General features: G+C 73.0%; 15 protein-coding genes. 13 read left to right on the top strand and 2 right to left on the bottom strand.

From position 1 onward, the window contains the following. Positions 1-49: 49 nt before the first annotated feature. From ruvC to FHU33_RS13580, 8 genes are all read left to right on the top strand, one after another. Positions 50-619, top strand: coding sequence for a crossover junction endodeoxyribonuclease RuvC (ruvC, locus tag FHU33_RS13615; protein ID WP_142025825.1), 570 nt, complete (start codon positions 50-52; stop codon positions 617-619). Continuing rightward, positions 616-1,254: a Holliday junction branch migration protein RuvA gene (ruvA, locus tag FHU33_RS13610; RefSeq protein WP_142025824.1), complete on the top strand. Its 639-nt coding sequence runs from the start codon at positions 616-618 to the stop codon at positions 1,252-1,254. The genes ruvC and ruvA overlap by 4 nt, the downstream gene beginning before the upstream one ends. Then, the gene (gene ruvB, locus FHU33_RS13605) at positions 1,254-2,396 is read left to right on the top strand and encodes a Holliday junction branch migration DNA helicase RuvB (protein WP_425456770.1); all 1,143 of its coding nucleotides are present in this window, start codon (positions 1,254-1,256) and stop codon (positions 2,394-2,396) included. The genes ruvA and ruvB overlap by 1 nt, the downstream gene beginning before the upstream one ends. Before the next feature lie 184 nt (positions 2,397-2,580). Then, complete coding sequence (yajC, locus tag FHU33_RS13600; RefSeq protein WP_142025822.1) at positions 2,581-2,931, top strand: preprotein translocase subunit YajC; 351 nt, start codon at positions 2,581-2,583, stop codon at positions 2,929-2,931. A 14-nt stretch (positions 2,932-2,945) separates the two neighbouring features. Next, positions 2,946-4,595 carry a protein translocase subunit SecD gene (secD, locus tag FHU33_RS13595; RefSeq protein WP_142025821.1) on the top strand — a complete coding sequence of 550 codons (1,650 nt, stop codon included), beginning with the start codon at positions 2,946-2,948 and terminating at the stop codon, positions 4,593-4,595. Then, positions 4,592-5,977 (top strand): protein translocase subunit SecF, encoded by a 1,386-nt coding sequence (secF, locus tag FHU33_RS13590; protein ID WP_211355124.1) that lies wholly within the window; start codon positions 4,592-4,594, stop codon positions 5,975-5,977. The genes secD and secF overlap by 4 nt, the downstream gene beginning before the upstream one ends. After that, entirely contained in the window at positions 5,974-6,576 is a 603-nt protein-coding gene (locus FHU33_RS13585; RefSeq protein ID WP_142025820.1) for an adenine phosphoribosyltransferase, read from the top strand. Before secF ends, FHU33_RS13585 begins: the two co-directional genes overlap by 4 nt. 103 nt (positions 6,577-6,679) lie before the next feature. After that, positions 6,680-9,130, top strand: coding sequence for a RelA/SpoT family protein (locus FHU33_RS13580; protein ID WP_142025819.1), 2,451 nt, complete (start codon positions 6,680-6,682; stop codon positions 9,128-9,130). Between the two features lie 1,217 nt (positions 9,131-10,347). Here the strand turns inward: FHU33_RS13580 and FHU33_RS13570 are convergent. Then, positions 10,348-11,184: a peptidylprolyl isomerase gene (locus FHU33_RS13570; protein WP_142025818.1), complete on the bottom strand. Its 837-nt coding sequence runs from the start codon at positions 11,182-11,184 to the stop codon at positions 10,348-10,350. A gap of 192 nt (positions 11,185-11,376) precedes the next feature. Here FHU33_RS13570 and FHU33_RS13565 point away from each other — a divergent pair, with 192 nt between their 5' ends. The 4 genes from FHU33_RS13565 to aspS are packed head-to-tail and all read left to right on the top strand — an operon-like array spanning position 11,377 to position 16,133. Further along, on the top strand, positions 11,377-12,060 hold the full coding sequence (locus tag FHU33_RS13565; RefSeq protein ID WP_142025817.1) for an MBL fold metallo-hydrolase: 684 nt from the start codon (positions 11,377-11,379) through the stop codon (positions 12,058-12,060). Then, a complete protein-coding gene (hisS, locus tag FHU33_RS13560; RefSeq protein WP_142025816.1) occupies positions 12,057-13,322 on the top strand; it encodes a histidine--tRNA ligase in 1,266 nt (421 codons plus the stop codon). Before FHU33_RS13565 ends, hisS begins: the two co-directional genes overlap by 4 nt. Continuing rightward, complete coding sequence (locus tag FHU33_RS13555) at positions 13,319-14,308, top strand: aldo/keto reductase (RefSeq protein ID WP_246063601.1); 990 nt, start codon at positions 13,319-13,321, stop codon at positions 14,306-14,308. Before hisS ends, FHU33_RS13555 begins: the two co-directional genes overlap by 4 nt. 49 nt (positions 14,309-14,357) lie before the next feature. Continuing rightward, positions 14,358-16,133: an aspartate--tRNA ligase gene (aspS, locus tag FHU33_RS13550; RefSeq protein WP_142025815.1), complete on the top strand. Its 1,776-nt coding sequence runs from the start codon at positions 14,358-14,360 to the stop codon at positions 16,131-16,133. Position 16,134: 1 nt separating this feature from the next. Here the strand turns inward: aspS and FHU33_RS13545 are convergent, their stop codons facing one another. Continuing rightward, entirely contained in the window at positions 16,135-16,632 is a 498-nt protein-coding gene (locus FHU33_RS13545) for an ASCH domain-containing protein (protein ID WP_142025814.1), read from the bottom strand. 38 nt (positions 16,633-16,670) lie between these two features. On the opposite strand from FHU33_RS13545, the gene FHU33_RS13540 reads away from it, so the two are divergent. Further along, positions 16,671-17,759 (top strand): pyridoxal-phosphate-dependent aminotransferase family protein, encoded by a 1,089-nt coding sequence (locus FHU33_RS13540; protein ID WP_142025813.1) that lies wholly within the window; start codon positions 16,671-16,673, stop codon positions 17,757-17,759. Positions 17,760-17,825: the final 66 nt, after the last annotated feature.

Here is a 17,825-nt window from a genome sequence, read left to right as displayed (position 1 = left end):
CGCAGCTAGCCTCGGTCGAACAGGCGTTCGGCTGACCAAGGGGCTCTTCATGCGCGTGCTCGGCATCGACCCGGGCCTCACCCGGTGCGGGTGGGGGGTGGTCGACGGGCGCCCCGGCGCACGACCGACGGCGATCGGGGTCGGCGTGTTCCGGACGATGGCCGAGCTCGAGCTCGAGCTGAGGCTGCTCGAGCTGCACACCGCCGTGACCGCGCTGGTGCGCGAGCACCGGCCCGACGTCGTGGCGATCGAGCGGGTCTTCACCCAGAACAACAAGGGCACGGCCATGGGGACGGCGCAGGCCGCCGGGGTCGCCGCGCTCGCCGCGGCCCAGGCCGACCGGCCGGTCGCCTGGCACACCCCCAGCGAGGTCAAGGCCGCCATCTCCGGCAACGGCCGCGCGGACAAGGAGCAGGTCACGCTCATGGTCACCCGGGTCCTGGGACTTCCGTCCCCTCCCAAGCCGGCCGACGCCGCCGACGCGCTCGCACTGGCGGTCTGCCACGCCTGGCGCGGCCCCGCCCAGCAGCGGCTGCGTGCAGCGGCGATCGCAGGCGGGATCGGGGCGCCGGTCCGGCCGACCACCCTCCCGCGGTGGACGGGGGTGGCCGCCCGATGATCGCGTCGCTGAACGGCCGGGTCGCGGCGGTGTCCCCGGACGGCGCCGTCGTGGAGGTCGGCGGCATCGGTCTCGCCGTCCAGTGCACGCCCGGCACGATCGCCCGGCTCCAGGTGGGCGAGCACGCCCGGCTCTCCACGAGCCTCGTCGTCCGCGAGGACTCGCTCACCCTCTACGGCTTCGCCGACGACGACGAGCGCCAGCTCTTCGAGCTCCTGCAGACCGCCAACGGCGTCGGACCCCGGCTCGCCCAGGCGGTGCTGGCCATCCACCCGCCGCGCGAGGTGCGCCGCGCGGTGTCGATGGCCGACGTCAAGGCGCTCATGCAGGTTCCCGGCATCGGCAAGAAGGGCGCCGAGCGGCTGATCCTGGAGCTGCGGGACCGGCTCGGCTCCACCACCTCCGACACCGTGCTCGACGGCCCGGTCGCCGCCGGTCTGCCCTCGGTCACCCCGGTGGCCCCCTGGCGGGACCAGCTCACCTCGGCGCTGGTCGGGCTCGGCTGGTCGACGAAGGAGGCCGACACCGCGCTCGCGGAGCTCGCCCCTGTCGCCGACGAGCAGATCGCGGCCACCGGCTCGGTCGAGGTCGCGGTGCTCCTGCGGCAGGCCCTCCAGCTGCTGGGTAGGTCCTGATGTCCTCGTTCGACCGGCCGTTGGCAGGGGAGGTCGACGGAGGTCTGGGTCAGGACGCCGGGGTCTCGCCGCTGGCCGGTGACGAGGAGCGGGTGGTCGAGTCCGCGCTGCGGCCGCACTCGCTGCACGACTTCATCGGTCAGCCCAAGGTCGCCCGCCAGCTGGCGCTCGTGCTGGAAGGTGCCAAGCGACGCGGCCGGCCGCCGGACCACGTGCTGCTGTCCGGGCCGCCCGGACTGGGGAAGACCAGCCTCGCGCTGATCATCGGCTCCGAGCTGGGCACGTCGGTGAAGATCACCAGCGGCCCGGCGATCGAGCGCTCCGGCGACCTCGCCGCGATGCTGTCCAACCTGGCGCCGGGCGACGTCCTGTTCATCGACGAGATCCACCGGATCGCCCGCCCCGCCGAGGAACTGCTCTACATGGCGATGGAGGACTTCCGGGTCGACGTCGTCGTCGGCAAGGGGCCCGGTGCGACGGCGATCCCGCTGGAGATCAGCCCGTTCACCCTGGTCGGCGCCACCACCCGGGCGGGCCTGCTCACCGGGCCGCTGCGCGACCGGTTCGGCTTCGTCGGCCAGATGGAGTTCTACGAGCCGGCCGAGCTCCAGCAGGTGCTGCGCCGCAGCGCCGCGCTGCTCGGCGTGGAACTCACCGAGGACGGCTCCGCGGAGATCGCCGGACGCTCGCGTGGCACCCCGCGGATCGCGAACCGGCTGCTGCGCCGGGTGCGCGACTACGCCGAGGTCGAGGCCGACGGCCGGGTCACCCGCGAGGTGGCCCAGGCCGCCCTGGCGCTGTACGACGTCGACGTGCTGGGCCTGGACCGGCTGGACCGGGCCGTGCTCGAGGCGCTCGTCGTGCGCTTCGGGGGCGGGCCGGTCGGTGTCGCGACGCTGGCGGTCGCGGTGGGGGAGGAGTCCAACACGGTCGAGGAGGTCTGCGAGCCCTTCCTAGTCCGGGCCGGCCTGCTGGCCCGCACCCCCCGCGGCCGGGTGGCGACGGAGGCAGCCTGGCACCACCTCGGGCACCCGCTGCCGCGCGGTGGTGCGCTGCTCAGCGGTGCCGGAGGGGCGTTCGGGGCGGGCACCGGCACACCGACGACCCCGGGTCCGTCGTCAGAGCCCCTGTTCGGCGCATAGACTGCCGGTCGCTGGCGCGCAACTCGTCCGGCCGTGGCCGTGCGCGTCCCGTCCGGTCGTCTGCTGGGCTCGTCCCGGCGCGCCCGTGCACGAGAGGCAACGAGCAACCGACGCACCCGAGCGGGCCTGACATGGGCCCGCACCCACCGCGGAGCGCAACGCGCGGTAGAGAGGCACACCTGTCGTGGAGCAGTACTTTCCGATCATCCTGCTGGCCCTGCTGGCGGTCCTGCTGTTCGTCCTGCCGGCCCGGCAGCGCAAGCGCATGCAGGCCCAGGCGCAGGAGCTGCAGAACTCCCTGACCGTCGGCACGCCGGTCATCACCACCAGCGGCCTGCACGGCACCGTCGCCGCCCTGAGCGAGAAGACGGTCGACCTCGAGATCGCCCCCGGCGTCGTCGCCACATTCGCCCGACCGGCGATCATGGAGATCCGCAAGCCGGTCGTGGCCCCCGGCGACCCGGCTGCCGGCGAGGGCACTGACTCCGGCACGTCCGGCTCGGCCGGCGGACGGCCGGCCGACGGCTCGCTCTGAGCCGGGGGACCACCGTGGCCAACCGCTCGCTGCCGGCAGGCCGGTACTTCGCCGCCTTCCTGCTGATCGTCGCCATCCTCTACGGGCTCATCTACCTCACCGGGACGGCCCGTACCCCGCAGCTGGGGCTCGACCTGCGCGGCGGGACGACGGTGACGCTCACCGCGCGGACCCCCGACGGGCAGGCGCCGGCCCCTGAGGACCTGGAGCTGGCCCGTCAGATCATCGAGCAGCGGGTCAACGGTCTGGGCGTCGCCGAGGCCGAGGTGGTCACCGAGGGCGACGCGAACATCGTCATCTCCGTGCCCGGGGACGACGGGCAGCAGGCACGCGAGCTCGGCCAGACCGCCCAGCTGCGCTTCCGCCCCGTCATCCAGGGCCCGTTGCCCGCCACCCCGGCGGCGACGGAGAGCGCCGCCCCCACCGACGGCGCGGCACCGACGGATCCCGCCGCGCCGACGGACCCCGCCGCGCCGACCGACGCCGCCGCGCCCACCGGTACGACGGCTCCCTCCGAGGGCGCGGTGGAGGACCCGGCCGGGGACACCGCCCGTCCGCCGGTGACCCTGGAAGAGGCCACCGCCGAGTTCGCGACCTACACGTGTGACAGCGAGACCGGCTCGGTCGACCGTCCCGACGACCACATCGTGGCCTGCAGCGAGGACGGCACGGCCAAGTACCTGCTCGGCCCCGCGGTCGTCCCGGGTACCGCCATCACCGATGCCAGTGCCGGGACGCGGGCGGGCACCGGTGAGTGGGTCGTCAACCTCGACTTCAACTCCGAGGGCACCGCGGCCTGGGCCGCCTACACCGCCGCGAACGTCGGGAACTCGGTGGCCATCACGCTCGACGGGCGGGTGGTCTCGGCCCCGACCATCAACTCCGCCATCGCGGGGGGCGGCACCGAGATCCAGGGCAGCTTCGACCAGGAGTCGGCCACCGAGCTGGCGAATCAGCTCAAGTACGGCGCCCTGCCGCTGAGCTTCAGCCAGGCGACGGCGCAGTCGATCTCGACGGAGCTCGGCGCGGAGCAGCTGCGGGCCGGCCTCATCGCCGGTGCCCTGGGTATCGCGCTGGTCTTCGTCTACTCGCTGGTCTACTACCGGCTCCTGGGCCTGGTGATGATCGCCAGCCTCATCCTGTCCGGCGTCGTGGTCTACGCCGCCCTGGTCCTGCTCGGCCGGCAGATCGGCTTCACGCTCAGCCTGGCGGGCGTCGCGGGCTTCATCGTCTCGCTGGGCATCACCGCGGACTCCTTCGTCGTCTACTTCGAACGACTCAAGGACGAGATCCGCGAGGGCCGCAGCTTCCGGTCCGCGGTGCCGCGAGCATGGGTCCGCGCCCGCCGCACGATCCTGTCGGCCGACGCGGTCAGCTTCCTGGCTGCGGCGATCCTGTACCTGCTCGCCATCGGTGACGTGAAGGGCTTCGCCTTCACCCTGGGCATGTCGACGGTCCTGGACCTGGTCGTCGTCTTCCTCTTCACCCACCCGCTGATGGCTGTGCTCTCCCGGTTCAAGTCGTTCGGCAGCAGCCGGATGTCGGGTCTCGGGCGGGTCGAGCACACCCGTCGTCCGCCCCACAGGCCCGCGGTCGAGCGCGACCTCGTCGGAGCCGGCAGCAGCGCCTCCGGTGCCGGCGCGCAGGACAGGAGCAGTTCATGACCCGGGACGACACCCGAGAGCCCGACGACGTCGAGGTCCCCGTGGGCACCGACGCCGACGAGCAGCAGGACGCCGACCGCGTGCGGGCCGACGCCGCCTCGGCCGACGAGCGGTCACTCGCCGACGCGGGCCTGGCCCAGGAGGGTGCGCCGGCCCCGGCCGCACCGCGTGGCGGCCGGTTCTCCGGCCTCGGGCACCGGCTCTACAACGGCGAGGCCGGTCTGGACGTCGTCGGCAGCAGCCGGCTGATCTACCGGATCACGGCTGTCGTCGTGCTGCTGTGCCTGCTGTCGATGGTGTTCCGCGGCTTCAACTTCGGGATCGACTTCGAGGGCGGCAACAGCTTCCGCCTGCCGGGCACCGAGCAGCAGCTCGAGGAGGTGCGGACGGCCGCCGAGGACGCCGGGGCCGAGGTCTCCACGGCGCAGATCGTCGGTGGCAACACCATCCTGCTGCGCACCGGCACGCTGGACAACGATGCCGAGCGCACCGTCGTCGAGGCGATCGCCGCTGCCGCCGGGGTGGAGGCGGACGACGTCAGCCCCGAGTCGGTCAGCGCTGACTGGGGCCAGGACATCACCGACCAGGCGCTGATCGCGCTCGTGGTCTTCCTGGTCGCCGTGGTGCTGTTCCTCGCGGTGCGGTTCCAGCCGAAGATGGCGATCGGGGCGATGGCCGCCCTCGCCCACGACATCATCGTGACGGCCGGCATCTACGCGCTCGTCGGCTTCGAGGTCACGCCGTCCACGGTGATCGGCTTCCTCACCATCCTGGGGTTCTCGCTGTACGACACCGTCGTCGTCTTCGACAAGGTCGACGAGAACGTGAAGGACCTGGAGCGCAGCGCCCGCATGACCTGGAGCGAGGCCGCCAACCTGGCCGTCAACCAGACCCTCATGCGCTCGATCAACACCTCCGTGATCGCCCTGCTCCCGGTGGCCGGCCTGCTGTTCGTCGGCGCCGGGATCCTCGGGGTCGGCACGCTCAAGGACCTCGCCCTCGTGCTGTTCGTCGGTCTCGCGGCGGGGACGTACTCCTCGATCGTCCTCGCGACGCCGATCGTGGCCGACCTCAAGGAGCGCGAGCCGGAGGTGCAGGCCCTGCGCCGGCGCGTCCAGGCCCGTCGCTCCTCGGCGGCCCGCACCGGCGGCCCACAGGCTGCCGCACCGACCGGTCCGGTGGCCAGTGCCCGGCGGACGCGGCCGGCCCGCGGTGGTGTCGCGGTCGCCGAGCTGCCGGACTCCGTCGAGGCCGACGTCGTCATCGAGTCGCCGGACTCCGTCCGTCGCGAGGTAGGCGTCGCGCCGGCGGCGCCCCGTCCCGGCGCCCGGCCGCAGCGCCCCGGAGCCAGGGGGCGGCCCGCCGGCAAGAAGCGCCGGTGAGCGAGGCAGCCGTGGTCGGCACCCCCGGGCCGGGGGAGCCACCGCTCGACGAGCTGATCGCCTCGTTGACCGTCGACGTCCCCGACCACCCCGAGCCCGGGATCCTGTTCCGCGACCTCACACCCGTCTTCGCCGACGGGGACGCCTTCCGGCGGATGGTCGAGGGACTGGCCGCGCCGGCGGCCTCCGATCCACGCGCCGCGGCCGTGGCCGAGTCGGCGGGGCGCGACTTCGACGTCGTCGTCGGCGTCGAGGCGCGCGGCTTCCTCCTCGCGGCCGTGGTCGCGTTCGACCGCGGGGTGGGCGTGGTCCCGGTGCGCAAGGCCGGCAAGCTGCCGCGGGAACGCGTCGTCGCCGACTACGCGCTCGAGTACGGGACGGCGACGTTGGAGCTGCACGCCGACTCCATCCGGGCCGGCTCGCGCGTGCTCGTGGTCGACGACGTGCTGGCCACCGGGGGCACGCTGGGGGCGGCCATCGAGCTGGTCGAGCGCTTGGGCGGGGTGGTCGTGGCGGTCTCCGTGGTGGTCGAGCTGACCGCGCTCGGCGGTCGTGAGCGGCTCGCGCCGCACACCGTGCACGCTCTCTGGGCCACGTGACCGGAGGAGACGTCCCCCTCGTTCGGGGTCGTGCGGGGTCAGGCGGGACGAGCTCCCGTTAGCATGGAGAGGGTCATCTCTCCTCAGTCGGGCAGGAGTCGCCGTGGCCTCGGACATAGCCGCAGACGCGGCTCCCGCGCGCCCGGGCGAGCCCGCCACCGAGAACGCCGCCACGGCGGCCGGATCGCCGGAGACCGCCGCGTCGCGTCGTCCTCCGCTGCCCGACCGGCCCGCCGTCCGCCGTCCGGACGACGTCGGCCCCGAGCCCGGTGACGCCGACATCCCGCGGCGCCGGGTGCGCGACCGCCTGGCTCGCCGGATCGTGGCCAGCCCGCGGACCCCCGTGGTGCGCCCGGTCCTCGAGCCGCTGGCCTCCTTGCACCGGCAGAGCCATCCGAAGGCCGACCTGGCGCTGCTGCAGCGGGCCTACGACGTCGCGGAGACCGCGCACTCCACCCAGAAGCGCAAGAGCGGCGACCCCTACATCACCCATCCGCTGGCCGTCGCCACGATCCTGGCCGGCCTCGGCATGGACACCACGACGCTGGTCGCGGCCCTGCTGCACGACACGGTGGAGGACACCGGCGTCACGCTCGAGTCGATCACGGCCGACTTCGGCTCGGAGGTCACCCACCTCGTCGACGGCGTCACCAAGATCGACAAGGTGAAGCTGGGGGACGCCGCCCAGGCCGAGACGATCCGCAAGATGATCGTCGCGATGGCCCGTGACCCCAGGGTGCTGGTCATCAAGCTCGCCGACCGGCTGCACAACATGCGCACGCTGCGTTTCCTCCCGCCCGAGAAGCAGGAGAAGAAGGCGCGCGAGACGTTGGAGATCCTCGCCCCGCTGGCGCACCGGCTGGGCATGAACACGATCAAGTGGGAGCTCGAGGACCTCGCGTTCGCCACCCTGTACCCCAAGCGCTACGACGAGATCGTCCGCCTGGTCGCCGAGCGGGCGCCGTCCCGGGACACCTACCTGGCCGAGGTGACCTCTCAGGTCAGCGAGCAGCTCAAGGCCGCGAAGATCGACGCGGTCGTCACCGGCCGGCCCAAGCACTACTACTCGATCTACCAGAAGATGATCGTCCGCGGTCGCGACTTCACCGACATCTGGGACCTGGTGGGCATCCGGATCCTGGTCGACTCGGTGCGGGACTGCTACGCGGCGCTGGGCATCATGCACGCGCACTGGCAGCCGCTGCCCGGGCGCTTCAAGGACTTCGTGGCGATGCCGAAGTTCAACATGTACCAGTCGCTGCACACGACCGTGATCGGCCCGCACGGCAAGCCGGTCGAGCTGCAGATCCGCACGCACGACATGCACCGCACCGCCGACTACGGCATCGCGGCGCACTGGAAGTACAAGGAGAGCGCCCGCGCCGGCGGCAGGCCCAGCGCCGGGGAGTTCGGGGCGCCTAAGGTCGGCTCGCCCGACGACATGCTGTGGCTGCGCCAGCTCCTGGACTGGCAGCGCGAAGCGCAGGAGCCCGGCGAGTTCCTCGAGACACTGCGCTACGACCTCGGTCCGCAGGAGGTCTTCGTCTTCACGCCCAAGGGCGACGTGATCAGCCTGCCGGGGGAGTCCACCCCGGTCGACTTCGCGTTCGCCGTGCACACCGAGGTGGGCTACCGCACGATCGGCGCCCGGGTCAACGGCTCCCTGGTCTCCCTGGACAGCAAGCTCTCCAACGGCGACGTCGTCGAGGTCTTCACCTCGCGGTCACCGACGGCCGGTCCCTCGCAGGACTGGCTGCAGTTCGTGGGTTCCTCCCGCGCCCGCACCAAGATCCGCCAGTGGTTCACCAAGGAGCGCCGCGAGGACGCCGTCGAGGCCGGCAAGGAGGCCCTCACCCGCGCCATGCGCAAGGCCGGGCTGCCCCTGCAGCGGCTGCTCGGGGGTGAGGCGCTCAGCACGCTGGCCAAGGACCTGCGCTACGCCGACGTCACCGCCCTGTACGCCGCGGTGGGAGAGCACCAGATCTCCGCGACCTCGGTGGTGGAGAAGCTCATCACCGCCCTCGGCGGCAGCGAGGGCGCGGTCGAGGACATCGCCGAGACCGCGATCCCGACCCGGCGGCCGGTGCCGCGCCGCAGCTCCGGCGGTGACCCGGGAGTCGTGGTCCACGGCATGTCCGACGTCTGGGCCAAGCTCGCCAAGTGCTGCACCCCGGTGCCCGGCGACGACATCCTCGGCTTCGTCACCCGCGGTGGCGGGGTGAGCGTGCACCGGACCGACTGCACGAACGCCGCGGACCTGCAGCGCAAGCCGGAGCGCCTGGTCGAGGTGGAGTGGGCGTCGGCACCCGGCTCGGTGTTCCTCGTCGCCATCCAGGTCGAGGCCCTCGACCGGCACCGCCTGCTCTCCGACGTCACCAAGGCGCTGGCCGACGAGCGGGTCAACATCCTGTCCGCCTCGGTGCAGACCAGCCGCGACCGCGTGGCCGTCAGCCGGTTCACCTTCGAACTGGCCGACCCGGCTCACCTCGGCGCGGTCCTGCAGACCGTGCGCAACGTCGACGGCGTCTTCGACGTCGAGCGCGTCACCGCCTGACCAGGGGAGTTGCCGCCCGAAGGTCCGCCGGACACGCTCGGAGCAGGGACGACGTACTGGACGTCGCGGTTGTCCTGCGTAATCGGCCGGGCACAGGCGTCGCACGCCTCGCGGATGACCCGGACCGATTCGTGGCGCCGTGCCCCCTCCTGTTGCTGTGCTGCGCGGAGGCATGGGAGAACGGCTCATCGGAAGAGCGAGCGCTGTTCGCCTGACCCGACAGGGGGCTCCGCTGATCATCTCCCCGGATGCGGAAGCTTCCGACCCCACGGACGGTCACGACCTGAACCAGCTCCTCGCCGAGGCTCAGGGCCGTGATCCGTTCGATGGACTGTTCGGGATCGGATTGGCCTGTGCGGGCGGACTCGTGGCGTGCACGGTGGCGGTGCTCGCCTGGGGCGGGGTCTTGACGGAGCCCCTGGACGGCGCGGGGACGATCGGCGGGACAGGTTTCTCCATCGCTGCGCCGGTAGCGACGCCCGGTGCAGATCAGGACCCGGCCGTGCCTGGGCCGGTGCCGAACGCTGCAACGGACCAGCCCGCCGCGGGCACGCGGGCGGGCGACAGCGGAGGCCGGAGTGGCAGCGGCGACACCCCTGCCCGCGCGACGGGCTCCGGGGTGGCCAGGCAGCCGGTTTCTGCGCGGACGGCGTCGGCCACCGTGGACGCAGTACTCGCACAGGGAAGAGAAGCGGTGGCGCCCGTGACGCAGCTGCCGCCTCCTCCGGCTCCGACGACGACTGCGCCGGTGGCTCCTGCGCCGGTCGAGCCTGCTCCTGCGCCGGTCGAGCCTGCTCCTGCGCCGGTCGAGCCGACACCCACTCCCGAGCCGACGCCCGATCCGACGCCGACACCCACGCCCGAGCCGACGCCCGATCCGACACCCACGCCCGATCCGACGCCGACACCCACTCCCGAGCCGACGCCCGATCCGACGCCGACACCCACGCCCGAGCCGACGCCCGATCCGACACCCACGCCCGATCCGACGCCGACACCCACGCCCGAGCCGGAGCCGGAGCCGACGCCAGAGCCGACGCCCACGCCAACGCCGGAGCCGGAGCCGGAGCCGCAGCCGGAGCCGACAGCCACGCCGACACCCGAGCCGACGGCGACGGCTGAGCCCACGACAACTGATCCCGCCACGCTGTCGTAGCTCAGGCGCTCAGGTCGCTCGCGGCGATCGCAGGACCGGCCCCCGGTCAGGGGGCATGCCGTCAGGAGACGACGGACAGGTCCGTGATGCTGACCGGGATGGCCGGAGCGCCGTCGCCCTCGGGGCCGACGCCCTCGATGCCACCGGCGGCGACCTCGTCCAGGACGGCGAGACCGGCCTCGTCCACCGTGCCGACGACGGTGTACTCCGGCGGCAGGGTCGTGTCGACGAACGTCAGGAAGAACTGGCTGCCGGTGGTGTTGGGGGCGCTGGTCTTCGCCATGGCGATGGTGCCCCGCGGGTAGGTCGTCCCGGGGGTGACCTCCTCCGCGTACTTGTAGCTCGGGCCGCCGGAGCCGGTTCCGGTCGGGTCGCCGCACTGCAGGACGCCGAAGCCCGGCTGGTTGACCAGGCGGTGGCAGGTGCTCCCGTCGAAGAACGACTGCTGCGCGAGGTAGGTGAAGCTCGCCGCGGCGCAGGGGGCCTTGGCCCGGTCCAGGGTCAGCGTCAGGTCACCCTGGTCGGTGCTCATGAGCAGCGTGCTCGTGCCCTGGGCCGGCGTCGCCTCTGGGTTCGGCGGCGTGCCGACGTCGGTCAGGTTGGGGTTCCCCGATTCGTCCGGGGCGTAGGTGCACGTGACCGTGCCGTCGGCGTTGGTCGAGGGCGCCGCCGCGCTGGTGGGAGTGTCCGAGGCAGTGGGGTCGGCTGCGGCCTGGGTGTCGTCGTCCGAGAACACGCCGGTGATCAGCAGGGCCGCACCGACGACGACAAGGACGGCGATCGCACTGGCGATGATGCCCAGGTTGCGGCGGCGCTTCTTGGCCTGCTCGGCACGGCGCTCCAGTTGGCGCTGCAGGTGACGCTGCGCGGCCTGGCGCCGCTGCTTGTTCGTGGGCACGGTTCGGTACTCCTCGGACGGACGGGTGCATCGGTGGGGCGGGAGGGGGAGATCCGGCGGGCGCAGTCGGTGGCCATCGTGGGTGGCGTGGCCGGACCGAACGCCTGCTGCTCGGCGGCGAGTCTAGGTGCCGAACCTCCGCGTTCCCTGGCGGCGCCCGGGGAGTGGGGCCCGCCCGCGTAACCTGCACGGGTGCTCATCCGCTCCTTCCCCGCCGGCGCGTTCGGCACCAACTGCTACGCCGTGGCCTCGGGGCCCGGGCAGGAGTGCGTGGTCGTCGACCCCGGCATGGACGCCGTCGAGCCGCTGGCCCGGATGCTGGCCGAGGACGGGCTGAAGCCGGTGGCCGTCGTCCTCACCCACGGCCACCTGGACCACACCTTCTCGGTGCTGCCGGTGTGCGACGGCTACGACATCCCCGCCTACCTGCACCCGCGCGACTTCGGCATGCTGTCGGACCCGGCGAGGTGGCACGGGCCCCAGCTTGCGCCGCTGATCACCGGCGTGCGGCTGCCCGACCCGTCGGAGGTCCGCCCGCTCGACGACGGCGCCGTGCTGTCCCTGGCCGGCGTCGAGCTCACCGTCCGGCACGCCCCGGGGCACACCCAGGGCTCGGTGATGTTCTCCGTCGACCTGGGGGAGGCCCCTGGCCTGCTGGCGGGTGACGTGCTGTTCGCCGGGTCCGTGGGCCGGGTCGACCTGCCCGGAGGGTCGTGGGACGCGATGCTGCGCTCCCTGCGCGACGTCGTCCTGCCGCTGGACGACGAGACGGTCGTGCTGCCCGGCCACGGCCCGGCCACGACGATCGGGCGGGAGCGGGCGACCAACCCCTACCTGGCGGAAGCGGCCTCGGCCCCGACGGGGCCGGGCCTGTGAGCGCCGGCCTGACGGCGCCGAAGGGAACGTTCGACACCCTGCCGCCGGACTCCGCGCGGTTCCTCGCCGTCCGCGAGACGCTCACGGCGCCGCTGCGCCGGGCCGGGTACGGCTACGTCGAGACGCCGGTGTTCGAGGAGACCGCCGTCTTCTCCCGCGGGGTGGGCGAGTCCACCGACGTCGTGACGAAGGAGATGTACACCTTCACCGACCGCGGCGGCCGCTCGCTGACGCTGCGCCCGGAACTCACCGCCGGTCTCATGCGGGCCTTCATCGAGCACCGGCTGCACGACGGCGCGCTGCCGGTGAAGCTCTGGACCGTCGGCTCCGCCTTCCGCTACGAGCGCCCCCAGGCCGGCCGCTACCGGCACTTCACGCAGGTCGACATGGAGGCGCTCGGCGTCGACGACCCGGCGCTGGACGCCGAGGTGGTCGCGCTCGGCGTGCAGGGCTTCCGCGACCTGGGGCTGACCGACTTCGAGCTGCTGCTGACCTCGCTCGGGGACGCGACCTGCCGCCCGCAGTACCGGGAGCTGCTGGTGGCCTACCTCGACAAGCTCGAGCTGGACGAGGAGACCCGGCGGCGGGCGGCGATCAACCCGCTGCGGGTCCTCGACGACAAGCGCCCCGAGGTGCAGGCACAGCTGCACGACGCCCCGCTGATGGTCGATCACCTCTCCGACTCCACCAGGGCGCACTACGACGCCGTCCGCCAGCACCTGACCGACCTCGGCGTGCCGTGGACCGAGGCGCCGAAGCTGGTGCGGGGCCTGGACTACTACACGAAGACGACGTTCGAGTTCGTGCACGACGGGCTGGGCGCGCAGTCGGCGATCGGCGGCGGCGGGCGGTACGACGGCCTCTCGGCGGCGCTCGGTGGCCCCGACGTCTCGGGCATCGGCTACGCCGTCGGTGTGGACCGCACGCTGCTCGCGGTGCAGGCCGAGGGGCTCGACATCGGGGCCACGGCCGGCGTGCAGGCGTTCGTCGTCCCGCTGGGGGCCGAGGCCAAGCGGGTCGCCGTCCGGCTGGTCGGGCAGCTGCGCCAGGCCGGGGTCTCCGCCGACACCGTGTACGGCGATCGTGGCCTCAAGGGCGCCATGAAGGCGGCCGACCGGTCCGGCGCGACGCATGCCGTCGTGATCGGCGACCGCGACCTCGCCGAGGGGGTCGGCCAGCTCAAGGACCTGCGCACCGGGGAGCAGCGCGCGGTACGGGTCGATGAGCTGTTCGAAACCTTGCGTGGAACTGTGGGGGCATGAGCATGGAACAGCGGCCGCTGGGGCGGACCGGGGCAGACGTCAGCGTGATCGGGCTGGGCACCTGGCAGCTGGGCGGTGACTGGGGCGACGTCGACGACGACGCGGCCGCCGACGTGCTCGACGCCGCGCTCGACGCCGGCGTGACCCTGCTCGACACCGCCGACGTCTACGGCGACGGACGCTCGGAGGAGCGCATCCGCACGGCGCTGGTCACCCGCGAGGACCGCCCGTTCGTCGCGACCAAGGCCGGCCGCCGCGCCGACCCGTTCGAGGCGGCGCAGTACACGCCGGACAACCTGCGGGCCTGGATCGACCGGTCCCGCCGCAACCTCGGCGTCGAGACCCTGGACCTGGTCCAGCTGCACTGCCCGCCTCCGGCGGTCTACAGCGACCAGCGGGTGTACGACGCCCTCGACGCACTTGTCGAGGACGGCGCGATCGCCGCGTACGGCGTCTCGGTGGAGAGCGTCGCGGAGGGGCTCACCGCGCTGGAGCACCCCGGCGTGCAGTCGATCCAGGTGATCCTCAACGTCTTCCGGCGCAAGCCGCTGGAGGAGCTGCTGCCGGCCGCGGCGAAGGCCGGGGTCGGGATCCTCGCCCGCGTGCCGCTGGCCAGCGGGCTGCTGACCGGGAAGTACGACGAGTCGACGACGTTCGCCGCCGACGACCACCGGAACTTCAACCGCCACGGCGAGGCCTTCGACATCGGCGAGACCTTCGCCGGCGTGCCGTTCGAGGTCGGCGTCGTCGCCGCCCGTGAGGTCGCCGAGATCGCCGGCGACGCCGTCCCGACCGCCGCGCTGGCGCTGCGCTGGGTGATCGACCAGCCGGGCGTGACCACCGTCATCCCCGGCGCCCGGAACGTCACGCAGGTGCGTGGCAACGTCGCCGCCGCGTCGATGGCACCCCTGTCAGACTCCCAGCTCTCCGATCTCGAGCGGGTGTACGACGAGCGCGTCCGCGCGCACGTGCACGACCGCTGGTAGCACTCTCCCGCTCCGCCTTCTCCCACCTCCCGCCCGAAGGATCACTCCGTTGCTTCGCACCCACGACGCCGGAACGCTGCGCGCGTCCGACGCCGGCACCACCGTCACCCTCGCCGGCTGGGTCGCCCGTCGCCGCGACCACGGCGGTGTGGTCTTCCTCGACCTGCGCGACGCCTCCGGCTACGTCCAGGTCGTCGTCCGCGAGGAGGAGGCGCACCACCTGCGCAACGAGTACTGCGTGCTCGTGACCGGCGAGGTGCGCCGGCGCCCGGAGGGCAACGAGAACCCGGAGCTGCCCACCGGCGAGATCGAGGTCGCGACGTCGGAGCTGCGCGTGCTGTCGGCCTCGGCGCCGCTGCCCTTCCCGATCGAGACCGACCAGGCCGCCGGCGACGACGTCCGGTACGCCTACCGCTACCTCGACCTGCGCCGCCAGGGGCCGGCCAAGGCGATCCGGTTGCGGTCGGAGGTCAACCGGATCGCCCGCGGCGTGATGGCCCGGCACGGGTTCGTCGAGGTGGAGACGCCGTCGCTGACCCGCTCGACGCCCGAGGGAGCCCGCGACTTCGTCGTCCCGGTGCGGTTGCAGCCCGGCAAGTGGTACGCGCTGCCGCAGTCGCCGCAGTTGTTCAAGCAGCTGCTGATGATCGGGGGACTCGAGCGGTACTACCAGATCGCCCGCTGTTTCCGGGACGAGGACTTCCGCGCCGACCGGCAGCCGGAGTTCACCCAGCTCGACTTCGAGATGAGCTTCGTCGAGCGCGACGACGTGCTCGCGATCGCGGAGGACGTCGTCCGGGCTCTGTGGCGGGAGCTGGCTTCCTACGACGTGCCCGAGATCCCGCGGATGACCTACCGCGAGGCGATGGACCGGTTCGGTTCGGACAAGCCGGACCTGCGGTTCGGCGTCGAGCTCACCGAGCTGACCTCCTACTTCGCGGACACACCGTTCCGGGTGTTCCAGGCGCCCTACGTGGGCGCCGTGGTCATGCCCGGTGGCGGCTCACAGCCGCGGCGCGCGTTCGACGCCTGGCAGGACTGGGCCAAGTCGCGCGGCGCCCGCGGCCTGGCCTACGTGACCATCGCCGAGGACGGCACGCTGGGCGGGCCGGTCGCCAAGAACATCTCCGACGCCGAGCGCGAGGGCCTGGTCGAGGCCGTCGGCGCGAAGCCGGGCGACTGCGTGTTCTTCGCCGCCGGTGCCCGCCGCTCGGCCCAGGAACTCCTCGGCGCAGCCCGCAACGAGATCGCCAAGCGGCTCGAGCTCATCGAGCCGGGCACCTGGTCCTTCCTGTTCGTCGTCGACTTCCCGATGTTCGAGGAGACCGAGGACGGTTCCTGGACGTTCATGCACCACCCGTTCACCTCGCCCACCCCCGAGTGGCGGGGAAGCTTCGCCGAGAACAAGGGCGAAGCGCTGTCGGACGCCTACGACATGGTGATCAACGGCAACGAGGTCATGAGCGGCTCGGTACGTATCCACGACGCCGAGCTGCAGGAGCGGGTGTTCGAGACCCTCGGGATGTCCCGCGAGGAGGCCCGCGAGCGGTTCGGGTTCTTCCTCGAGGCGTTCGCCTACGGCCCGCCGCCGCACGCCGGTGCCGCGCTGGGCTGGGACCGGCTCTCGGCGCTGCTGTCCGGCGTGGACTCGATCCGTGAGGTCATCGCCTTCCCGAAGACCGGCGCCGGGTTCGACCCGCTGACCGGCGCGCCGACGCCGATCACCGCGGCCCAGCGCAAGGAGGCGGGTATCGACGCCACCCCGGAGGAGCCGGCGCTGCCCGGGCAGCCGGGCGCGCCGGGACCGACAGATCCGACCAACTGAGCTAGTCCGCGATCTCCGGCGGCCAGACCACCCGGAACCGCTCGAAGAGGACCTCGGCGTCGTCGCTCCACTGCCGCCCGTGAGCGGCCTCGGTCCGGCGGAAGTAGCGCTCGTGTTCCCGTAGCCAGCTGTCGCGCGTGCGGTCACCCTCCCCCTCGTCCCGGGCGAAGGCGTCGTCGACGCTGGCCAGTGGGCCGAGCCGGAGATCGACGCTGCGCAGGATCGCCCGGGGAGCGCCTGCGCCGTCGCAGGCGACCCAGTGACCGCCGATCCGGGGCAGTGGCTCGCCGTCGTCGAGGAAGTCGGTGACCAGGGCCGCCGTCGCCCGCTTGGTGCCGGCCAGCACCAGACCGATGAGCTCGTCGGCGAGCGCGGCGCCGTCGCCGAACCGCTCGACGGGCAGCTCCTCGTCGGCGGGGCGTCCCGTCGCGGCGGCGTAGGCGTGCCACATGGCCCGGGCGTCGTCCCGTCGCACGGGGTCGAGGGTCTGGTCGGTCATTCCTGCCCCTCCGTGTCGGCGCCGGTAGTTTGCTCAGCATGCCGCTACGTGCCCGCACCCTGCTCGGTCCCGGTCCGTCGAATCCGTACCCGGAGGCGACCGTCGCCCTCGGCCGGCCGCTGCTGGGCCACCTCGACCCGGTGTTCCTGGGCATCCTCGACGAGACCTCCGACCGGCTCCGCCAGGTCTTCGGGACGGCGAACCGGCGCACCCTGCCGCTGTCGGCGACCGGTTCCGCGGGCATGGAGGCGGCCTTCGTCAACACCGTCGGGCCGGGTGACGTCGTCGTCGTGGCGGTCAACGGGCTGTTCGGCCAGCGCATGGTCGAGGTCGCCGCACGGTGCGGGGCCGAGGTGGTGGCCGTGGAGCACGAGTGGGGGCAGCCGGTCGACGCCGACCGCGTCCTCGCCGCCCACCCGTCGCCGAAGCTCATCGCCGCCGTCCACGCGGAGACCTCGACCGGCGTGCGGTCGGACCTCCAACCGCTGGCCGCGGGCAAGGGCGATGCGCTGCTGCTCGCCGACTGCGTGACCTCGCTCGGCGGCATCCCGGTGCGGCTGGACGACTGGGGCGTGGACCTCGCCTACTCCGGCTCGCAGAAGTGCCTCGGCGTCGCCCCCGGCCTGGCCCCGTTCACCATCAGCGACCGGGCCTGGGAGCGGCGCATCGAGAAGCCGCAGAGCTGGTACCTCGACCTCGGGCTGCTGGGCGGCTACGCGGGCGAGGCGGCCGGATCGGGGCGCACCTACCACCACACCGCGCCGACCGGGATGGTCGTGTCGCTGCACGCGGGGCTGGGCCGGATCATCGAGGAGGGCCTGGACGCCGTCCACGCCCGGCACGCCGAGGCCGGCCGGCTGCTGCACGAGGGGCTGGCCGAGCTGGGGCTCGAGCTCTTCGCCGCCGAGGGCCACCGGCTGCCGGAGCTGACCACGGTGAAGGTTCCCGACGGCGTCGACTCCGCCGCCGTCCGCAAGGAGCTGCTGGAGCGCTTCGATGTCGAGATCGGCGGGGGAGTGGGCGCCTACGCGGCCACCGTCTGGCGGATCGGGCTCATGGGCGCCAACGCGACGCCGGACAAGGTCGCCCTCGTGCTGGCCGCGCTGAGGGAGACGCTCGGCCGCTGAGAGCCGGCGGCCGCCCGTCCGCGCCTGGTCAGCACCCGCCCATCGGGCGTAGCGTCCGCCCACCGC

This window comes from Blastococcus colisei (assembly GCF_006717095.1).
Classification (GTDB): Bacteria; Actinomycetota; Actinomycetes; order Mycobacteriales; family Geodermatophilaceae; genus Blastococcus_B; species Blastococcus_B colisei.
The sequence above is the reverse complement of the archived record's forward strand: the minus strand, read 5'-3'. Positions and strand labels throughout refer to the sequence as shown.